This window comes from Mycobacterium sp. 1245852.3 (genome assembly GCF_001669335.1).
Taxonomy (GTDB): Bacteria; Actinomycetota; Actinomycetes; order Mycobacteriales; family Mycobacteriaceae; genus Mycobacterium; species Mycobacterium europaeum_A.
The window spans coordinates 1-17,661 of the sequence record NZ_LZLL01000464.1; the positions used below are offsets into that span (position 1 = coordinate 1).

Below are 17,661 nucleotides of genomic sequence, written 5' to 3' on the forward strand. Positions count from 1 at the left end.
TGCACTTCGTCATCGGCAAGGCCTCGTTCGACGAGAAGGCGCTGGCCGAGAACTACGGCGCCGCGCTGGACGAGGTGCTGCGGCTCAAGCCGTCCGCGTCCAAGGGCCGCTACCTGAAGAAGATCGTGGTCTCGACGACGACCGGCCCGGGTATCCCGGTGGACCCCGCCGTCACCCGCAACTTCGCGGAGTCCTGAGCCCGGGCGGGTTATCCGCCGCACTCGATGATGCGCCGCCGCAGAAACTCGCGGCCCGGGTCGGATCCGTTGGACTCCAACGCGGCTCGATACCAGGGCAGCGCGTCGGCGGGCCTGCCGGCGCGCCGCAGCAGGTCGGCGCGCACGGTCGCGCTCAGATTGGTGCGGGTTAGCCGCGGGTCGTGTGCCACCTCGTCCAGGGCGGCCAGGCCGGCGTCGGGGCCGTCGCGGAATCCGAGGGCCAGCGCCCGGTTGGCGGCCACCACCGGCGAGTTGGTCAGCGCGAGGAGCCGGTCGTAGGCGACGCAGATGGTGACCCAGTCGGTCTGCTCCCAGGACGGCGCCGTGGCGTGCAGCGCCGCGATCACCGCCTGGGGCAGATAGGGGCCCGTCGAGCCCTCGGCGTGACGCAACCGCTCGAGACCGCGCGCGATGCGGCCCCGGTCCCACCGGCGCCGGTCCTGGTCCTCGAGCGGCACCAGCATGCCGGCCTCGTCCACCCGGGTGGCGCGCCGCGAATCGTGCAGCAGCATCAGCGCGGACAAGGCGTGCGCCTCCGGCTCGTCGGGCAGCAGCACGCACAACTCCCCGCCCAGCCGGATCCCTTCGTCGCACAGGTCGTCGCGGACGGCCGAGGGGCCCGCGGTCGACCAATAGCCCTCGGTGAAAACCGAATAGACGCAACCGAACACGTGCGGTGTGCGCTCGGGCAGCAACTCGGGGGGCGGCACCCGCAGCGGGATGTTGGCGTGCCGAATCTTGTTCTTGGCGCGCGTGATCCGCTGCCCGATCGCCGTCTCGGTCTGCAGCAGCGCGCGGGCGATCTCGCCGACGGTCAAACCCGACACCAGCCGCAGCGTCAGCGCCAATTGCGACTGTCGGTCCAGCGCCGGGTGGGCGCAGGTGAACATCATCCGCAGCTCGTCGTCGCGAACCGGATGCGGTTCGGTGTGATCGGTGTGAGTCCGAATATCGTCGACCACCGCCGCCAATTCCTTTCCGGGACGCGCGGATTCGCGGCGCAGCCGGTCCCGGGCGCGGTTACGGCCGACGGTCACCAGCCATCCACCGGGGTTGGCGGGCACCCCGTCGCGCGGCCAGGTGCGCAACGCTTCGGCGCAGGCCTCCTGGACGGCGTCCTCGGCGACGGTGAGGTCACCCGACCACCGCGCGAGCGCGGCCACGGCCGGTCCCCATTCCCGGCGGAAGACGCCGTCCAGGTCGGCCATCGGCTACAGGCCGGAGACGCCCGCCAGCTGGCGCAGTTGCACGGTCGAGGCGGGAATCATCGAGGCGATCTTGACGGCCTCGTCGCGATCGGTGGCGCTGAGCAGATAGATGCCGGTGGCGATCTCGGCGCCCTCGACGTAGGGCCCGTCGGTGATGAGGACCTCGCCGTCGCGCACCCGAACCGTCGTCGCCGTGGACCGGTCGTGCAGGGCCGCACCGCCGATCACGTGATCGCCGGCGGCGGCGTGCAGGTCCGCGTGCTTGGCGGCCGTCGCCTCCCACTCCGGCGTGCCCGGGGTGTGTGCCGATTCGGCCGGCTCCAACAGCAGCGCGAGCCAGTCGTTGCCGGTCAGCTTGCGCGACGGCTCGATCGAGTGGACCACCGGCCACAGCTCGACCGCCCCGAATGCGGCCACCGGGACGTCGCGGGCCAGCGCAAGCGCCTCGTCCAGGTTTTCCGCTTCGAAGACGTAGTAGCCGCAGGCCACCTCGGCGGTCTCCGCGAAGGGGCCGTCGGTGACCACCGGGGCGTCCGGACCGCCGGTGACCACCACCGCGGCGGCGGCCGGGGCCAGCGCGTCACCGGCTTTGATGGCCGAGCCGGCTTTTTGGTGAAAGCTCTCGAAGGCCGCCATCGCGGTGGCGGCATCGTCGGGCGCACGGTCCTGCTCCTTGCTGATCAACAAGGCGAAGTACTGCATGGTCGTCACCTCCGGTAGTGAGCGAAGCCCTGTGCTCCACTCTCTACCTACTCGACGAACCGCGCAGCGCCAATCCGACAGGCGCGCAGATGTCAGGCCGGACTAGTTGGAGGCACCCGGCTTGAGGTAGGTGACCAGGCTGACGTCGAGCATCTCGTCGGCGAAGTAGTGCTCGCAGCCGCGCAGGTACTTGATGTAGCGGTTGTACACCTCTTCGGAGGTGACCTCGATGGCCTTGTCCCGGTTCGACTCCAGTGTGTCGCCCCAGATGTGCAGCGTCTTGATGTAGTGCGGCCGCAGCGAAAGCGGTTCGGGCACAACAAATCCGGCCTTCTCGCCATGATCGACCATCATCTGGGTGGACGGCAGCCGGCCGCCCGGGAAGATCTCGGTGACGATGAACTTGATGAACCGCGCCGTCTCGAACGTCAGCTTCTTGCCACGGGCGTGCAGGTCGCTGGGGTGGTAACTGACGCTGCTCTGGACGGTCATCCGGCCGTCGTCGGGCATGATGTCGAACGTCCGCTTGAAGAAGTCGTCGTAGTTCTCGTGGCCGAAGTGCTCGAAGGCCTCGATGGACACGATGCGGTCGACGGGCTCGTTGAAGTCCTCCCAGTTCTGCAGGCGGACCTCCCGCGAGCGGTCGCTGTCGACCGAACCGAGCAGCGCCTCGGCGCGGGCGTGCTGGTTCTTCGACAGCGTCAGGCCGATGACGTTGACGTCGAACCGCTCGACGGCGCGCTTCATGGTGGTGCCCCACCCGCAGCCGATGTCCAGCAGGGTCATGCCCGGCTTGAGGTCCAGCTTGTCCAGGTTCAGGTCGATCTTGGCGTACTGGGCCTCTTCCAGGCTCATGTCGTCGCGCTCGAAGTACGCGCAGCTGTAGATCCGGGACGGATCCTGGAACAGGCCGAAGAAGTCGTCGGAGACGTCGTAATGCGCCTGGATGTCCTCCGAACGCGTGCGCGTCTTCGTCGGGCTAGTCGGTTGCTCAGCCATTTTCGTCCTGTTCTCCTGGATGAGATCCACTTCCTACGACCCGCGCACCCATCCGAGGGGTCAAGTTTGACCAGCAACGATACCCAACGTCGTGGCGTGCTTCGGCAAGGGTGCAAGTGCGCGTCGCGGAGCCGACCGCGGTTACGATGTCTACTTTTCCAGGGTGAACTGGTTGACGTCCACCCAGCCAAACCTAAGACGTTGGCGGCCGGTCGTGCTGGCCGGGGCCGGCCGCTACTTGGTGAGGGTGTACTGGGCGACGTTGGAGATGCCCTTGCGGAAAAGCTCCGCGCAGCCGGTCAGATAGCGCATGAAGCGGTCGTAGACCTCTTCGGACTGGATGGCGATGGCGCGGTCGCGATTCGCCTCGAGATTGGCCGCCCACATGTCCAGCGTGCGCGCGTAATGCGGCCGCAGGTATTGGGTGTGTTCGAGCGAGAAACCTGCCTGCTGGGAAAGGTCGACGATATCGGGTTCGCCGCACATCTGCCCGCCCGGGAAAATCTCCTTGCCGAGAAAATGCAGAAAACGCAGGTCGGACATCGTGATTTTGATGCCGACCTCCTTCCAGTGCGACTGCGGATGCGTGAAAATGCTGTGCATCAGCATCCGGCTGCCCTCCGGAAGGGTCTTATATGCCCAATCCCAGAACGCGGGCCAACGTTCCTTTTTGAACGCGTCGAAGGCCTCGAAGCTGACGATCCGGTCGACCTGCTCGTCGAACTCTTCCCACCCCTGCAGCCGGGCCTCGGCCCGCCGGGTTGTCGGGATCGCCGCCAGCCGCGCCTTGGTGCGCGCGTAGTGGTTCCGGCTCAGCGTGATGCCAATGACATTGACGTCGTATTTCTCCAGCGCACGGACCACGGCACCGCCCCAGCCGCACCCGACGTCGAGCACCGTCATTCCCGGCTCGAGATTCATCTTGTCCAGGGCCAGATCGATCTTCGCTAGCTGCGCCTCTTCCAGCGTCATGTCGTCGTTCTTGAAGTAGGCGCAGGTGTACACCATGTTCGGGTCCAGGAACAGCGCGAAAAAGTCGTCTGAAATGTCGTAGGTTGCCTGCGACTCTTCGTAATACGGCTTCAGCTTGGCCAATTGAGACACCCACCCTTCTGTGCCAACCGTACAGCCCTGCGACATGGACTGAAAATCGCGGGGATGCGTTTCTACCGAATGATTTTGGCTAACCGGCCCTGTCGAAGTTTTTCGTCAACACGTCGATCACCTGATCCCACAACTGCTGTGGAAGATCATGGCCCATGCCGTCGAATGTCACCAATCGGGCGCCATCGATCGCCCGCGCCACGGCGCGGCCACCGAACGGCCGCATCAGCTTGTCCGCCCGGCCGTGGATCACCACCGTGGGGGCGGTGGTCTGCCGGTTGTAGCGACGCAGGCTGCCGCTGCCCAGCACCGCCCCGAAATGCCTCGCGACGCCCTGCGGGTAGTAGTTGCGGTCGTAGCCCTCGGCGGCCTCGGCGCGGGCCTGCTCTTCGGGCACGCGGTAGCGCGGGCTGCCGATGATGTTGCCGACGCGCACCGCGTTGTCGATGATCACCTCGCGCGGCGAGTCGGGCGGCGGGCCCTTGAGCAGCGCCAGCAACGCACGCGGGGCCGGCGGCGGCAGCAGCGCCGAGTTGTTGCTGGAAAAGATGATCGCGAGGGACTTGGTCCGCTCCCGGAATCGCGCGGCGAAGATCTGCGCGATCATGCCGCCCATCGACGCCCCGACGATGTGGGCGCGGTCGATCCCCAGCTGGTCCAGCACGGCGGCGGCGTCGTCGGCCATGTCCTCGAGCCGGTAGGCCGACCGGCTGGGCAGACCCAGCCAGGACCGCACCAACTTGATCACCAGCGGCTGACCCGAGCTGCGGTGTTGGGTCTTGCTGGACAGGCCGACGTCGCGGTTGTCGTACCGGATGACCCGCAGACCGTGGCCGACCAGCTTCTCGCAGAACGCGATCCGCCACAGCAGCAGCTGGGCGCCCAGGCCCATGATGAGCAGGACGGGCGGGTCGTCGATGTCGCCCATGTCCTCGTAATACAGCTTCAGATCGCCGGAAATGGCATGCCCCGTGCGGACCTGCACCAGAAAGCTCCTATACCTCGATGTCGGAGGAGTGCTCGCGGCTGACTTCGACCATGAAGTTCGCGAAATAGCCGGTCAGTTGCGGATCCGACATCATCTGCCACTTGGGCGCCAGCAGCTTCATGTACCGCTCGACGTAGAGGAATTGCTTGCCGATCAGCACCAGCTCGCGGGGGAGCTTGACGTCGTAGGCGTCGGCCAGCGTCGACAGCTGCCGGCCGATGTCCGCGTAGGACATGTCGCCCAGGGTCTGCATGGTCAGCGGGGTGGCGAACTTCTCCAAATCCTTGGCGGCCTCGGCCTCCGGCTTCATGGTGCCGACGGCGCCCATCAGCACCACGATCTTGCCCGCCGCTGCGTGGTCCTTCTTGACCAGCAGCGCGTACACCAGCTCGCGCAGCAACCAGCGGGTGCGGGGATCGATGCGGCCCATGATCCCGAAGTCGAAGAAGACGATGCGACCCTGGTCGTCGACGTAGAGGTTCCCCGCGTGCAGGTCGCCGTGGAACAACCCGTGCCGCAGCCCGCCCTCGAACAGTGAGAACAGCAGCGCCTTCACCAGCTCGGTGCCGTCGAACCCGGCCTTGCGGATGGCGGCGACGTCGTCGATGCGGATCCCGTGCACCCGCTCCATCGTCAGCACCCGGTCGCTGGTGAAGTCCCAGAACACCTGCGGCACCCGGATGTTCTTGCCGAGCGGGGAGGTGTGCAGGTGCGCCACCCACGCCTCCATCGACTGCGCCTCCAGCCGGAAGTTCAGCTCCTCGGCCAGGTTGTCGGAGAAGTCGGCGACCACGTCTTGCGCCGAGAGCCGGCGGCCCAGCTTGGCCAGTTCGACGGCCTGGGCAAAACGCTTGAGGATCTGCAGGTCGGCCGCGACCCGGCGCCGGATGCCGGGGCGCTGGATCTTGACGACGACCTCCTCGCCGGTGTGCAGGGTGGCGTAGTGCACCTGCGCGATCGACGCCGACGCGAACGGCGTCTCGTCCCATTTGGCGAACAACTCGGACGGGTCGCCGCCGAGATCCTCGACGAAAAGCTTGTGCACTTCCTCGGAGTCGGCGGGCGGTACCCGGTCGAGCAGGCCGCGGAACTCGCGGGACAGCGATTCGCCGAACGCCCCGGGACTGGACGCGATGATCTGTCCGAATTTGACGTACGTCGGCCCCAGGTCGGCGAAGGTCTGCGGGAGCTGCTTGATCACCTTCTGCTGCCACGGGCCGCGACCCGGCAGCTTGGTGATGATGCGAGTGGCGGTGCGGGTGACCTGCCAACCTGTCACGGCGACCCGGGCCGCTTCGACCGGCAACGGCACCCGGTCGAGCTTGGCCCCCTCTCGGTGTTTGGTAGAGCTCATCAGTGCAGTGTGCCAAATGGGCGCGGATGAGTCCCAATCCTCTAACCCGGGCGCTCACCGCTATCGCCGGGTTTCCAGGGCTGCACCCAGCCCTCGATCGCCCAGCCCTCCCGCGCGGCGATCAGCTCGTACATGGTGGCGCCGTCGATCGTCTCCCGGATGATGTCGGCGTGCCCGGCATGCCGGGCCAGCTCGTTGATCACGTGCAGGACCACCCAGCGCACCGACCAGGCCCGCTGGTCCTTGGGAAACCACGGGATGTCCCGCGGGACGGGCACCGCGGCGTCCAGGTCCGCCGACTCAACCAGCCGCAGCGTCGTCGCGTTCTGGGCCCTGAACGCGTCCAGCAGCCCGGCCAGCGTCTCGTCGGGCCGCATCACGTGCTGATCGGCGAACTCCCTGCTGATCTGCTCGAACGGACGGGGGTCTTTCGGCGGCGCGCCGGGCGCGGCGGCCACCCGCGCCATCCAGGTGCGCTGCATGCCGGTGGCGTGCTTGACCAGCCCGCCGATCGACAGCGCGCTGACCGAGGGCGTAGAGCGGGCCTGATCGTCGGTGAGGCCGTGGCTGACGGCGAAATACGCGCTCTGGTGATAGGCGAGGAATTCGCGCAGGGCGCTGCGTTCGTCGGCCACCGGCGGGGCGAGGGCGGGCATGTCAATCCTTCCTGTTGTGGACGTAAAGGTCGCGCAGGCAAGCAATTTCGGCGCCGTGATGGATCGCTTCTCGATTGATGTGCAAAACCAGCTCGGTCAGCGGGTAGTCGGCGTATGGCCCTTCGGCCGCGCCGCAGCGGCGGGTCAGGTCGGCGGCGGACAGCGAGCGCACGCCGGTGATCCACCTCGCGTACGTCTCGTCGAGCTGCCGCAGCGCGGTGGCGGCCTCGGTCGCATAGTCCCAACTCTGGTAGTCGGCCGGCGGTCCGCCGAAATGGTGATGGGCACGCATCGCGAATACGCCGACGATGACGTGCGCCATGCGCCACGCGATCGTGGTGAACGGTGCCGGGCTGGGCGCCGGGAACGCGAAATCGATCGACCCGTCCGGATGCACGGTCCAGCAGTCGGGCACGGGCTGCCAGAAGTACTCGTCGTCGGTCAGACCGTCCAGGCGCGGGCGCAATTGGTTGTGCCAGTGCCAGTCGAGTTGATCGGCCAGTTGGGTGGTCAAATCCGCCATGACGGTCAGCTTTCCAGCAACCCCGCGTCGCCGTAAGGTGCGGGCATGCAGGTGACTTCGGTGGCCTCGACCGAACTGTTCGTCGGACCGCCGGACACCCCGCTGCAGCTGGTGCGGGTCACCCTCGCGGGGGTGAGCGGGCCGACGTCGGTCCGCATCGACGGGGACGGGCTGACGGGCGAAGCGGTCGCCGATCTCAGCGACGAGGTCGTCGAGGTCCCCGTCACCGTTCACCGTCCCGTCGTCGGGCAACGCCGGCCGGCGCGGGCGCACGTCGGCGGCCAGCGGCTGCCGTTCGAGTTCACCGTGGCCGAGCCCGGCTGGACGATGTTCATGGTCAGCCACTTCCACTACGACCCGGTGTGGTGGAACACCCAGGGCGCCTACACCAGCGAGTGGACCGAAGACCCGCCGGGGCGGGCCCGCCAGCGCAACGGGTTCGACCTGGTGCACGCGCATCTGGAGATGGCCCGCCGCGACCCCGACTACAAGTTCGTGCTGGCCGAGGTCGACTACCTCAAGCCGTACTGGGACACCCGCCCCGAAGACCGGGCCGACCTGCGCCGGTTCATCGACCAGGGCCGCGTCGAGGTGATGGGCGGCACCTACAACGAACCCAACACCAACCTCACCAGCCCGGAAACGACGATTCGCAACCTGGTGCACGGCATGGGTTTTCAGCGCCACGTCGTCGGGGCTGACCCGGCGACCGCCTGGCAGCTGGACGTGTTCGGCCACGACCCGCAGTTCCCGGGCATGGCCGCCGATGCCGGGTTGACGTCGAGTTCGTGGGCCAGGGGACCGCACCACCAGTGGGGTCCCGCGCTGGGCGACGGCGACGTGGAGCGCATGCAGTTCGCCAGCGAGTTCGAATGGATCTCGCCGTCGGGCCGCGGGCTGCTTACCCACTACATGCCGGCGCACTATTCGGCGGGGTGGTGGATGGACTCCGCGGCGTCGCTGGGCGAGGCCGAGGAGGCCACGTGCGAGCTCTTCGACCAGCTCAAGAAGGTCGCGTTGACCCGCAACGTGTTGCTGCCGGTCGGCACCGACTACACCCCGCCCAACAAGTGGGTCACCGAGATCCACCGCGACTGGGCCGCCCGCTACACGTGGCCGCGGTTCGTGTGCGCGCTGCCCAGCGAGTTCTTCGCGGCGGTGCGCGCCGAGCTGGTGCGGCGCGACTGCGTGCCGTCGCCGCAAACCCGGGACATGAACCCGATCTACACCGGCAAGGACGTGTCCTACATCGACACCAAGCAGGCCAACCGGGCCGCCGAGAACGCCGTCCTGGCGGCCGAGCGTTTCTCGGCCTTCGCCGGGCTGCTGACCGGCGCCCCTTACCCGCAGGCCGCGCTGGCCAAGGCGTGGGTGCAGCTGGTCTACGGCGCGCACCACGACGCCATCACCGGGTCGGAATCCGACCAGGTGTACCTGGACCTGCTGACCGGGTGGCGCGACGCCTGGGAGCTGGGCCGCGCGGCCCGCGACAGCTCGCTGGCCCTGCTGTCCGGCGCCGTGGGCGGGGGCGACGTGATCGTGTGGAATCCGCTGAGCTGTCCGCGCACCGACGTCGTCACCCCCCACCTCGACCGGCCGGTCGGCGCCGGGGTCCGGGTGCTCGACGCCGACGGTGCCGAGCTGGCGGCGCACGTCGAGCACGGCGGGCGGTCGGTCAGCTGGTTGGCCGGCGAGGTGCCGCCGCTGGGTTGGCGGGCCTACCGGCTGGTCCCCGGTGAAGGCGGCGAACCGGCCGGCTGGGAACCGGTGCCGGGAACGGCGATCCGCAACGAGCACTACCGGATCGAGGTCGACCCGGTGCGCGGCGGGGGCGTCGCCTCGCTGATCCAGGACGGGCGCGAGCTGATGGCAGCCGGGCGGGTGGGCAACGAGCTCGCCGTCTACGAGGAATACCCGGCGCACCCGAGCCAGGGCGAGGGCCCGTGGCATCTGCTGCCCAAGGGGCCGATGGTGTGCTCGTCGGAAGGGCCCGCAGACGTGCGGGCCTGGCACGGGCCGCTGGGTCAGCGGCTGGTGGTGCGGGGCCGGATCGGGTCGCTGCTGCGCTACACCCAAACCCTGACGTTGTGGCGCGGGGTCGCGCGGGTGGACTGCCGCACCACGATCGACGAGTTCACCGGCGCCGACCAGTTGGTGCGGCTGCGCTGGCCGTGCCCGGTGCCGGGCGCCATGCCGGTCAGCGAGGTGGGCGACGCCGTCATCGGCCGCGGTTTCGCCCTGCTGCACGACGGATCGGGCGCCGTGGACACCGCCCAGCACCTGTGGACCCTGGACAACCCGGCGTACGGCTGGTTCGGCCTGTCCTCGGCGGCCCGGGTCCGAATCTCGGGCGCCGACGTGCGGGCGCTGTCGGTCGCCGAGGTGGTGTCGCCGACGGAGACGCTGTCCGGGCCGCTGGCCCGGGAGTTGATGGTCGCGCTGGTCCGCGCCGGCGTCACGGCCACCTGCAGCGGCGCCGACAAGCCGCGCTACGGCAACCTCGCAGTCGATTCCAACCTGCCCGACGCGCGCATCGCGCTGGGCGGGCCCGGTCGCAACGCCTTCGCCGCGGCCGTGTTGGCCGAGGCCCCGGCGCACGCCGAGGAGCTGGACCGCCAGTTGGCGACGACCGGCCGGGCCCTCGTGTGGGTGCCCGCCGAGACGCCGCTGGACGCGGTGTGGGTGCCCGACGCCGACCTGCGTCCGCCGCGGGCGTTGCCGGTGCTGATCATCGACGGCCGCGACGACGACCAGCTACGGGCCGCGATCGCCGCGGTGGTCGACGACCTCGGTGACGCCGAGATCGCCGTCGCTCAGCAGGCGCCGGCAGAAACGGGCGCTTTCGAGGACCGCACCGTCGCCCTGCTCAACCGCGGGGTGCCGAGCTTCGCCGTCGACACCGAGGGCACCCTGCACACCGCGCTGATGCGGTCCTGCACCGGCTGGCCGTCGGGCATCTGGATCGACGACCCGCGCCGCACCGCGCCGGACGGCTCCAACTTCCAACTGCAGCACTGGACGCACCACTTCGACTACGCGTTGGTCAGCGCGGCGGGTGACTGGCGGCGCGCCCGGATCGCCACCCACAGTGCGCAGTTCTCCCAGCCGCTGCTCGCCGTCACGCCGGACCGCCGCGGGGGCGCGCTCCCGCCGGCCGGGTCGCTGCTGCGGGTCGAGCCCGCCGAATCGGTACAGCTGGCCGCCCTCAAGGTGGCCGGCAATCCGCTGACCGCGGGCAGCGCGGCGCCGCTGGACCCGAACGCGGTCGCCCTGCGCCTGGTGGAGACCACCGGCGCGGGCACGCCCGTCGTTCTCGAGTCCGACGTCGCGACGCTGACCGGCCTGCACCGCGCCGACCTGCTGGAATCGCGCGCCGAACCCGTATCGTCGGTCGAGCTGCACGGCTATGAGGTGGCGACCGTGCTGGCCCGGTTCGACGCGTCCCGGGCGGCGACCGGCGCCGCCGCGCCGGCCCCGCACGCCGAGGCCGCGCAGCCGCTGTACGCGCGGTATTGGCTGCACAATCGCGGCCCCGCGCCCCTCGGCGGGCTGCCGGCGGTCGCCCATTTGCACCCGGTGCAGCTGACCGCCCAACCCGGCGACGAGGTGACGCTGCGGCTCACCGCGGCCAGCGACAGCACCGACGCCACCCTTCCCGGCGCCGTCACCCTCAGGTGTCCGGACGGGTGGACGGCCACGCCCGCCCACCTGCCCTTCACCCTGGGCGCCGGCGATCACCTGCACACCGACGTGGCGCTGAGGGTCCCGGCTGGCACCCCACCCGGGCGCTACCCGGTGCGCGCCGAACTGCGCGTCGCCGGCGAAGGCGTCCCGGCCTCCTGGCGACAGCCCGTCGAGGACGTGTGCGTGGTGACGGTGGGCGAGCCCGGCGACCTGATCTTCCTGGGCGGCGGCCCCGCCGAGGTCACGCTCGCACCCGGCGACGCGGGCGACCTGACGGTCACGGTCGGCAGCCACGCCGGGGCCGACCTGGCGCTGGAGGCCCATCTGATCAGCCCGTGGGGCACCTGGGAGTGGATGGGTCCCGCCGCGCTCGGCGCGGTGCTGCCCGCCCGCGGCGCCGTCGACTTAATCTTCCAGCTGACCCCGCCGGCCTGGCTGGCCCCCGGCCAGTGGTGGGCGCTGGTGCGGGTCGGTTGCGCCGGCCGGCTGGTCTACTCGCCGGCGGTGAAGGTGACGGTGACGGTGACATGACAGAGCTGAACTGCCCGACTCCTCCGCACGCCGACTTGCGGCGTGCATCGTCGTCGGGCGAGCATCCGATCGCGACCGTGGCTGGCCTGCCCGTACCGTCGGGCGTGCTCGACGCCGCCGAGGCGCGGCTGCGCGCCGGGCGCGATGCGGCCGCCCTGCCGGTCACCGGCACCAGCGAGGGCCGCCAACTGCGGCGGTGGCTGACCCAGCTGATCGTCACCGAGCGGGTGGTCGCCGTGGAGGCGGCCGCGCGCGGCCTGACCGCGAGCGGCGCCCCATCCGAGGCCGAGCTGCTGCCCGACGTGACCGCCCGGCTGGAGATCGGCAGCGTCGCCGCGGCCGTGCTGGCCGACCCGCGTGCCCGGGCGCTGTTCGCCGATGTCACCGCGGCGGTGCAAGTGGGCGACGCCGAGGTGGCCGCCTACCACGCCCGCAACCCGCTGCGGTTCGCCGCGCCGTTATCGGGCGAACACGGTTGGCGCACAACGGCGCTGGCCGCGCCGCCGCTGAACGAGGTGCGCCCGGCGATCGAAGGGCATCTGCGCGGCGCCGCGCGGCGCCGCGCCTTCCGGCTGTGGCTGGACGAGCGGCGCGCCGCGTTGGTGGAGCTGACGCCCGGCTACGAGCATCCCGGTGACCCCCGGCAACCCGACAACACCCACCGGCACTGAGCGCCATGCTCACCCTCGCGCTGGATATCGGCGGCACGAAAATTGCTGCGGGACTGGTGGATTCGGGGGGAAAGCTGGCGTACACCGCCATCCGCCCCACTCCGGTCACGACCTCCCCCGACGACGTCTGGGCCGTCGTCGAAGCGACGATCGCCGACGCCCTGGGGACGGCGGACGCCGCCGTCACGGCGGTGGGGATCGCGTCGGCCGGGCCCATCGATCTGCGCAGCGGATCCGTCAGCCCCATCAACATCGGCAGCTGGGACCGGTTCCCGTTGCGCGACAGGGTCGCCGCGGCGGTGCCCGGGCTGCCGGTGGTTCTGGCCGGCGACGGCGTCTGTATGGCGTTGGGGGAGCACTGGATTGGAGCGGGCAAAACGGCGGGGCCCGACGCCCGATTCCTGCTCGGCATGGTGGTCTCCACCGGGGTGGGCGGCGGCCTGGTGTTCGACGGCGTCCCCTACTCGGGGCGCACCGGCAACGCCGGTCACGTCGGGCACGTGGTGGTCGAGCTGGACGGCCGGCCCTGCACCTGCGGCGGGCACGGCTGCGTCGAAACCGTCGCGTCCGGGCCGTGGATGGTGCGCTGGGCGCGGGAAAACGGATGGTCCGCGCCGGCCGGCGCCGGCGCGAGCGACCTGGCCGCCGCCGCGGCATCAGACCCGTTGGCGCAGCGGGCGTTTCAGCGCGGAGCCAACGCGCTTGCCGCGATGATCGCCTCCGTCGGTGCGGTGTGCGATCTGGACCTGGTGGTGATCGGGGGAGGCGTCGCCAGATCCGGGCCGCTGCTCTTCGACCCGCTGCGCGCGAAGCTCGCCGAATACGCCGGCCTGGACTTCTTGTCCGGGCTGCGGGTGGTGCCGGGGGAACTCGGCGGTGCGGCCGGTCTGATCGGCGCCGCCCGGCTCGCGGGCCTCGGCTGACCCCACGCGGGTTTCATGCCAAGGTCATTGTCATGAACCACAGCATCGACGCCCTCGCGGTCGTGGTCACCGGGCTGCTGGTCGGTGTGGAGCTGGCGGTCGCGGTGTTCTTCCACCCGCTGATCGCCCGGCTGCCCGACGACGCCTTCCGGGCGGCGCGCGGCGGCGCCGGCCGGGCGCTGGGCACGACGATGCCCTTCTGGTACGCCATCGTCCTGCTGCTGTTGGTGTCGCTCGCGGTCCAGGAGCGCGGCGCCCCACGCGATTGGCTCTGCGGCGTCGCCGCGGGCCTGATGGCCGTGGTGGTGTTGTCGACGGTCGCCCTGCTGGTGCCGATCAACAACCGCATCGCGAAGTGGCCCAGCACCGGTGAGCTCTCGCGTGAGCTCGCCGCCCGCTGGGATCGCCGGCACCGCGTGCGGGTGATCCTGCTGCTGGCGGTGTTCGTGCTGCTGGCCCTCGCCGTCACCTGAGTCCGCCGTTTTGGCTGACCGCGCCAGGTCGCGCTATTCTGTTGGCCGATCCACCGAAGACCGTCGGTCACCGAGCAATCGGTTGAAGGTCCGGGAGCATCCCGGCGGCCCACGCAGGAGGACGAGGCATCAGCGCCGGCTCGCGCCGGCGCATTTTCACGCCCCGGCCGCTTCTGCGCCGGGGCGTTCGTCGTTCTTGCGGGGGATCGAGACGACACGTCGCATTGACTTTCACTTCAGGAGGTAGGCATGGCCAGGGCTGACAAGGCCACCGCCGTTGCAGACATCGCCGAGCAGTTCAAGGAATCGACCGCGACCCTGATCACGGAATACCGCGGTCTGACCGTCGCCAACCTGGCCGAACTGCGGCGCTCGCTGGGCGGCGCGGCCACCTACTCGGTGGCCAAGAACACGCTGGTCAAGCGGGCGGCCTCGGAGGCCGGGGTCGAGGGGCTCGACGAGCTTTTCGCCGGCCCGACGGCCATCGCCTTCGTCACCGGGGAACCGGTCGACGCCGCCAAGGCGATCAAGACCTTCGCCAAGGAACACAAGGCGCTGGTCATCAAGGGCGGCTACATGGACGGCCGTGCGCTGACGGTCGCCGAAGTCGAGCGCATCGCCGACCTCGAGTCGCGCGAGGTGCTGCTGGCCAAGCTGGCCGGCGCGATGAAGGGCAACCTGGCCAAGGCGGCCGGGCTGTTCAACGCTCCGGCGTCGCAGGTCGCCCGCCTGGCGGCCGCTCTGCAGGAGAAGAAGGCTGCAGAGGGGCCAGCAGCTCCGGCAGAGCCCGCGCCCGCCGCGGTATCCACCCCGGAACCCGCTTCGGAAGCACCCGCTGAGGCGCCGGAAACCCCGGCCGAAGCCGAATAACAACCACCCCGGAACCTGGGAAAAACAAGGAAGGACCCACACCCATGGCAAAGCTGTCCACTGACGACCTGCTCGACGCGTTCAAGGAAATGACCCTGCTCGAGCTCTCCGACTTCGTGAAGAAGTTCGAGGAGACCTTCGAGGTCACCGCGGCCGCCCCGGTCGCCGTTGCCGCCGCCGGCGGTGGCGCCGCCGGTGGCGCGCCCGCCGAGGCCGCCGAGGAGCAGTCGGAGTTCGACGTCATCCTCGAGGCCGCCGGCGACAAGAAGATCGGCGTCATCAAGGTGGTCCGCGAGATCGTCTCCGGCCTGGGCCTCAAGGAGGCCAAGGACCTGGTCGACGGCGCCCCCAAGCCGCTGCTGGAGAAGGTGGCCAAGGAGGCCGCCGACGAGGCCAAGACCAAGCTCGAGGCCGCCGGCGCCACCGTCACCGTCAAGTAAGTCACTGCGCACCAAACCCCCGGGATCGCCATCCCGGGGGTTTCGTGCGCTCAGCGCCCCTGCATCGCCGTGTGCAGCGAGCGGGTAACCCGCTCCGGTGAATCACCAAGGGCGACAAGCAGGTTCGACGTCATCGAGCCGAGCACCGGCACGACGGCCGAGCTGTCAGCGCCGTAATAGCCGGCCAGCTCTAGCATGACGAACCCGTGGATCAACGCCCAGAACTGGGCCGCGGTGGCCACCACGGACGCGTCGTCGGTCGCGGCGCCGGCGGCGATCCGGCCGGCCACCATGCAGCGGTGCACTCCGCGCACCACGTGCGCGAAGCTCGGGTAGTCCCGCTCGATCTCGGCGACCGTCAGCGTCAGGACGTTGTGGGCGGGTGCGTTGATGCCGTGCGCGCTGGTGCTGCCGAACATCAGCCGGTACATGTGCGGGCGCTCGATGGCGTAGCGGCGGTAGGCCGCCCCGATCACGAACAGGTCCGCGACCGGGTCGTCGGTGCGCGGCACCGTCAGCGCGGCGTCGAACTGGCGCAGGCCCTCCTCGGCCACCTCGGCGATGAGCCCGCGCATCCCGCCGAAATGGGTGTAGACCGCCATCGTGGAGGTCCCCGCAGCGCCGGCCACCTTGCGGGTCTGCAGGGCGTCGGGTCCGTCCTCGTCGAGCAGGGCGACCGCCGCGTGCAGCATCCCCTCGCGGACGCTGCGCTGAACGTCTGAAGTCATCGTTGCCATCTTCTCATCGGCGGCGTACCGTGCCAATAACGCTGAAATAACAATGTTATAGGAGCTCAGCCATGGCGACTGCGACACCCGTCAAGCCCGGCAATCCCTACCTCGAGGACTTTCTCGCGCCGGTGCGCACCGAGGTCACCGCGCACGACCTGCGCGTCACCGGGCACATCCCCGACCACCTCGACGGGCGCTACCTGCGCAACGGGCCCAACCCGGTCGCCGAGGTGAACCCGGCCGTCTACCACTGGTTCAGCGGCGACGGCATGGTGCACGGGGTGGCGCTGCGCGGCGGCGAGGCGCGCTGGTATCGCAACCGGTGGGTGCGCACCGCCCACGTCTGCGCCGAACTCGGCGAGCCGGCGCCCAGCGGATTGGACCCGCGGGCGGGCATGCTCTCCGTCGGGCCCAACACCAACGTGCTGAGCCATGCCGGACAAACCCTCGCGCTCGTCGAGGGGGGCGGGGCGAACTACCGCCTGACCGACGAGTTGGACACCGAGGGGCCTTGCGATTTCGACGGGACATTGTTCGGGGGCTACACCGCACATCCGCACGCCGATCCGCGGACCGGCGAATTGCACGCCGTCTCCTACTCGTTCACCCGCGGGCGCACCGTGCAGTACTCGGTCATCGACACCGCCGGCCGGGCCCGGCGCACGGTGGACATCGAGGTCGGCGGGTCGCCGATGATGCACGACTTCTCGCTGACCGACAAATACGTGGTGATCTACGACCTGCCGGTGACCTTCGACCCCGTGCAGGTGATGCCGACCAACGTGCCGCGCTGGCTGAGTCTGCCGGCCCGGCTTTTGCTGCAGTCGCTCATCGGACGCGTGCGGGTGCCCAGCCCGATGACGACCGTGATCAACCGCAATCGCGAGCCGATCAACCGGATGCCCTACCGCTGGAACCCCGGCTACCAAGCGCGCATCGGCGTCATGCCGAGGGAGGGCCACGGGAGCAATGCGGGCAAGGATGGCATCCGCTGGTTCGACATCGAACCCTGCTACGTCTACCACCCGCTCAACGCCTACTCCGAGATGCGTGCTGGCGCAGAGGTTCTGGTGCTCGACGTGGTGCGCTACTCGCGGATGTTCGACCGCGACCTGCGCGGTCCCGGCGACAGCCTGCCGACGCTGGACCGCTGGACCGTCAACCTGGCCACCGGGGCGGTCACCAGCGAGCGCCGCGACGATCGTCCACAGGAATTCCCACGGATCAACGAGTCGCTGTTGGGTGGGCGGCACCGGTACGGCTACACCATCGGCACCGAGGGCGGTTACCTGTCCGGCGGGGCGGCCGAGATGACCACCGCACTTTACAAACACGACTACGCCACGGGTTCTTGCGCGGCCGCCGGCCTGGATGCCGGCCTTTTGCTCGGCGAGATGTCCTTTGTGCCCAATCCCACACCCCGCGCCGAGGATGACGGCATCCTGATCGGCTTCGGCTATCACCGCGAGCACGACGAGGGCCAACTGCTCTTGCTGGACGCGCAGACGCTCGAGCAGGTCGCCACCGTGCACCTACCGCAGCGGGTGCCGATGGGCTTCCACGGCAACTGGGCGCCCACTGGCTAA

The 17,661-nt window shown here is 69.7% G+C and carries 15 protein-coding genes and 2 pseudogenes; 8 read left to right on the top strand and 9 right to left on the bottom strand.

Going from position 1 to position 17,661, the window contains the following annotated elements; all coding sequences use genetic code 11:
- Positions 1-197, top strand: a pseudogene (locus A9W96_RS20535) (50S ribosomal protein L1); the annotation flags it as partial.
- 11 nt (positions 198-208) lie between these two features.
- Here A9W96_RS20535 and A9W96_RS20540 read toward each other — a convergent pair.
- From A9W96_RS20540 to A9W96_RS20575, 8 genes are all read right to left on the bottom strand, one after another.
- Positions 209-1,426, bottom strand: a complete 1,218-nt coding sequence (locus A9W96_RS20540) for an RNA polymerase sigma factor (protein ID WP_067142578.1) — start codon at positions 1,424-1,426, stop codon at positions 209-211.
- A gap of 3 nt (positions 1,427-1,429) precedes the next feature.
- The gene (locus A9W96_RS20545) at positions 1,430-2,128 is read right to left on the bottom strand and encodes a YciI family protein (RefSeq protein WP_066881193.1); all 699 of its coding nucleotides are present in this window, start codon (positions 2,126-2,128) and stop codon (positions 1,430-1,432) included.
- Between the two features lie 102 nt (positions 2,129-2,230).
- Positions 2,231-3,127, bottom strand: a complete 897-nt coding sequence (gene mmaA4, locus A9W96_RS20550; protein ID WP_066869222.1) for a hydroxymycolate synthase MmaA4 — start codon at positions 3,125-3,127, stop codon at positions 2,231-2,233.
- A 234-nt stretch (positions 3,128-3,361) separates the two neighbouring features.
- Positions 3,362-4,222: a cyclopropane mycolic acid synthase family methyltransferase gene (locus tag A9W96_RS20555; RefSeq protein WP_067142581.1), complete on the bottom strand. Its 861-nt coding sequence runs from the start codon at positions 4,220-4,222 to the stop codon at positions 3,362-3,364.
- An 88-nt stretch (positions 4,223-4,310) separates the two neighbouring features.
- The gene (locus tag A9W96_RS20560) at positions 4,311-5,159 is read right to left on the bottom strand and encodes an alpha/beta fold hydrolase (protein WP_369827497.1); all 849 of its coding nucleotides are present in this window, start codon (positions 5,157-5,159) and stop codon (positions 4,311-4,313) included.
- 67 nt (positions 5,160-5,226) lie between these two features.
- Entirely contained in the window at positions 5,227-6,573 is a 1,347-nt protein-coding gene (locus A9W96_RS20565; RefSeq protein WP_067142584.1) for an AarF/ABC1/UbiB kinase family protein, read from the bottom strand.
- A 41-nt stretch (positions 6,574-6,614) separates the two neighbouring features.
- Positions 6,615-7,208 carry a DinB family protein gene (locus tag A9W96_RS20570; RefSeq protein WP_067142606.1) on the bottom strand — a complete coding sequence of 198 codons (594 nt, stop codon included), beginning with the start codon at positions 7,206-7,208 and terminating at the stop codon, positions 6,615-6,617.
- Between the two features lie 22 nt (positions 7,209-7,230).
- Positions 7,231-7,752 carry a DinB family protein gene (locus tag A9W96_RS20575; protein WP_066869233.1) on the bottom strand — a complete coding sequence of 174 codons (522 nt, stop codon included), beginning with the start codon at positions 7,750-7,752 and terminating at the stop codon, positions 7,231-7,233.
- A 45-nt stretch (positions 7,753-7,797) separates the two neighbouring features.
- Here A9W96_RS20575 and A9W96_RS20580 point away from each other — a divergent pair, with 45 nt between their 5' ends.
- The 6 genes and pseudogenes from A9W96_RS20580 (at position 7,798) to rplL (ending at position 15,344) form a co-directional block, all read left to right on the top strand.
- Complete coding sequence (locus A9W96_RS20580) at positions 7,798-11,967, top strand: NEW3 domain-containing protein (protein ID WP_067142587.1); 4,170 nt, start codon at positions 7,798-7,800, stop codon at positions 11,965-11,967.
- 10 nt (positions 11,968-11,977) lie between these two features.
- A pseudogene (locus A9W96_RS20585) lies at positions 11,978-12,638 on the top strand (malonyl CoA-ACP transacylase).
- Between the two features lie 5 nt (positions 12,639-12,643).
- Positions 12,644-13,561: an ROK family protein gene (locus A9W96_RS20590; protein WP_067142594.1), complete on the top strand. Its 918-nt coding sequence runs from the start codon at positions 12,644-12,646 to the stop codon at positions 13,559-13,561.
- Positions 13,562-13,593: 32 nt separating this feature from the next.
- Entirely contained in the window at positions 13,594-14,034 is a 441-nt protein-coding gene (locus A9W96_RS20595; protein ID WP_066869246.1) for a DUF1772 domain-containing protein, read from the top strand.
- A gap of 249 nt (positions 14,035-14,283) precedes the next feature.
- Positions 14,284-14,904, top strand: coding sequence for a 50S ribosomal protein L10 (rplJ, locus tag A9W96_RS20600; RefSeq protein ID WP_067142597.1), 621 nt, complete (start codon positions 14,284-14,286; stop codon positions 14,902-14,904).
- Positions 14,905-14,948: 44 nt separating this feature from the next.
- Complete coding sequence (gene rplL, locus A9W96_RS20605) at positions 14,949-15,344, top strand: 50S ribosomal protein L7/L12 (protein WP_066869254.1); 396 nt, start codon at positions 14,949-14,951, stop codon at positions 15,342-15,344.
- A 50-nt stretch (positions 15,345-15,394) separates the two neighbouring features.
- Here rplL and A9W96_RS20610 read toward each other — a convergent pair whose 3' ends face one another.
- Positions 15,395-16,072, bottom strand: a complete 678-nt coding sequence (locus A9W96_RS20610; protein ID WP_067142609.1) for a TetR/AcrR family transcriptional regulator — start codon at positions 16,070-16,072, stop codon at positions 15,395-15,397.
- A 71-nt stretch (positions 16,073-16,143) separates the two neighbouring features.
- Between A9W96_RS20610 and A9W96_RS20615 the strand changes: the two genes are divergently transcribed.
- Entirely contained in the window at positions 16,144-17,661 is a 1,518-nt protein-coding gene (locus A9W96_RS20615) for a carotenoid oxygenase family protein (RefSeq protein ID WP_067142600.1), read from the top strand.